Here is a 2,425-nt window from a genome sequence, read left to right as displayed (position 1 = left end):
AGCAGGCGGTGATCATGCAGGCCTTTGCCTATCACAGCACCAAGGATTACGAGAACAGCCGCGCCGCTGCGCAGCGGTTCATCGACTTCTACCCGGCGGATGAAGATGCGGCCTATGCCCAGTATCTTCTGGCGCTGAGCTATTATGACCAGATCGACGAGGTTGGTCGCGACCAGGGGCTGACCTTCCAGGCGCTGCAGGCGCTGCGCACGGTGATCGAGGTCTATCCCGACAGCGAATATGCCACTTCTGCGATCCTGAAATTCGACCTGGCCTTTGACCATCTGGCGGGCAAGGAAATGGAGATCGGCCGCTATTACCTGCGCCGGGGCCATTATACCTCCGCGATCAACCGGTTCCGGGTGGTGGTCGAGGATTTCCAGACCACCAGCCACACAGCCGAAGCGCTGCACCGTCTGGTTGAAGGGTATCTGTCGCTGGGCCTGACCAGCGAGGCGCAGACCGCGGGCGCCATTCTGGGCCATAACTTCCAGTCCACCGAATGGTATGACAGCAGCTATAAGCTGCTGACTGCGAACGGGCTTAAACTGCGCGACCGCGGCAACAACTGGTTGAGCCAGATCTACCGTCAGACGGTCAAAGGGCAGTGGCTGTAACGGCTGCTGCTGCACGGAGGCGGGGCTATGCTGCGCGCGCTTGATATCCGGGATATCCTGATCATTGATCATCTGGAGCTGAACTTTCAGCCCGGTCTCAATGTGCTGACCGGCGAGACCGGCGCCGGCAAATCCATTCTTCTGGACAGTCTGGGGTTTGTGCTGGGCTGGCGGGGCCGGGCCGAGCTGGTACGCCAGGGCGCCGCGCAAGGCGAGGTTCTGGCCGAGTTCGACCTGGCCAAGGGTCACCCGGCGCATGCCATTCTGGAAGAGGCCGGCCTGCCGGGCGGCGAGACGCTGATCCTGCGCCGGGTGAACACCGCGGAGGGGCGCAAGACCGCTTGGGTCAACGACCGGCGCTGCTCGGGCGAGGTGCTGCGGGCGCTGTCTGAAACCCTGGTGGAGCTGCACGGCCAGCATGACGACCGGGGGCTTTTGAACCCGCGCGGGCATATGGCGCTGCTGGATCAATATGCCAATGTGCAGGGGCTGCTGGCCGCGGTGCGGGTGGCCTGGACCGGCGCGGCCAAGGCGCGCAAGACCGTCGGGGCCACGCGGGCGGCATTGGATGCGGTGCGGGCCGAGGAGGAGTTCCTGCGCCATGCGGTGGGCGAACTGGACAAGCTGGACCCGCAACCGGGCGAAGACGATGCTTTGGATACCCGCCGCCGCCAGATGCAGGCGGCAGAGCGCATCCGCGGCGACATCACCCGCGCCCATTCCCTGCTGAGCGACGGTGCCGAGGGGGCCATGGGTGAAGCACAGCGCTGGCTTGAGGGTGTTGCCAGCCAGCAAAACGATACCGGGCTGGAGGAGCCGCTGGCGGCCCTTAGCCGCGCGATGATCGAGCTGGGCGATGCCCAGGACGGGGTTGAGCGGGTGCTGGGCTATCTGGAATTCAATCCGGGTGAGCTGGAAGACTGCGAAGAGCGGCTTTTTGCCATTCGCGGCCTGGCGCGCAAGCACGATGTGCAGGCGGATGAGCTGGCCGGCTATGCCGAAACCCTGCGCAGCAAGCTGGCGGCACTGGATGCCGGCGATCAGGACCTGGCCGATCAGGAGGCCGCATTGAAGGCCGCCGAGGCGGCCTATACCCAAGCCGCAGAACAACTGAGTGCAGCCCGCCGGGAAAGCGCTGCGGCGCTGGATCAGGCGGTAATGGCGGAACTGGCGCCGCTCAAGATGGAACGGGCGGTGTTTGAAACCCGCATTTCCAGCTGCGCACCGGGGCCCGAGGGCATTGACGCGGTGGCCTTTACCGTTGCCACCAATCCGGGCGCCCCCGCAGGGGCCTTGAACAAGATCGCCTCGGGCGGGGAACTCAGCCGGTTCTTGCTGGCCTTGAAGGTCTGCCTGCGCGGCGAGGATGTCAGCAAGACCTTGATTTTCGATGAAATCGACCGCGGTGTCGGCGGTGCGACTGCGGATGCCGTGGGCCGCCGCCTGCGCAGTCTGGCGGCCAGCGGCCAGGTGCTGGTGGTGACCCATTCGCCGCAGGTGGCGGCGCTTGGCGGCCATCACTGGCAGGTGCGCAAACAGGTGGTGGACGGCATGACCCTGTCGCAGGTGGTGCCGCTGGCCGATACTGCGCGGGTGGATGAGCTTGCCCGTATGGTGTCGGGTGATACTATCACCGAAGAAGCCCGCGCTGCCGCCCGCGCATTGCTGGCCGGGTGACCAGCCGGATTGCTGCGGCCGGAAAACTGTTGCGGGTGAGGGTTCTTTAACTGGCTTATGACAGTTGTAGGCTATTAAATAAGAAAAGACCCGCTGACAGGTTATGGTAGAAGAAATCCGTTCATCGCTTT

At 64.4% G+C, this 2,425-nt stretch carries 2 protein-coding genes; both read left to right on the top strand.

The genetic code is table 11. The features are described 5' to 3' along the window. Window positions 1-617: outer membrane protein assembly factor BamD (locus A2I95_RS31720; protein ID WP_291736224.1), on the top strand; the 617-nt coding region annotated here is incomplete at its 5' end. A 27-nt stretch (window positions 618-644) separates the two neighbouring features. After that, window positions 645-2,294: a DNA repair protein RecN gene (gene recN, locus A2I95_RS31715; protein WP_291736223.1), complete on the top strand. Its 1,650-nt coding sequence runs from the start codon at window positions 645-647 to the stop codon at window positions 2,292-2,294. Window positions 2,295-2,425 lie beyond the last annotated feature (131 nt).

This window comes from Leisingera sp. F5 (genome assembly GCF_001593695.1).
This window is presented reverse-complemented; position numbering and strand designations above follow the sequence as displayed.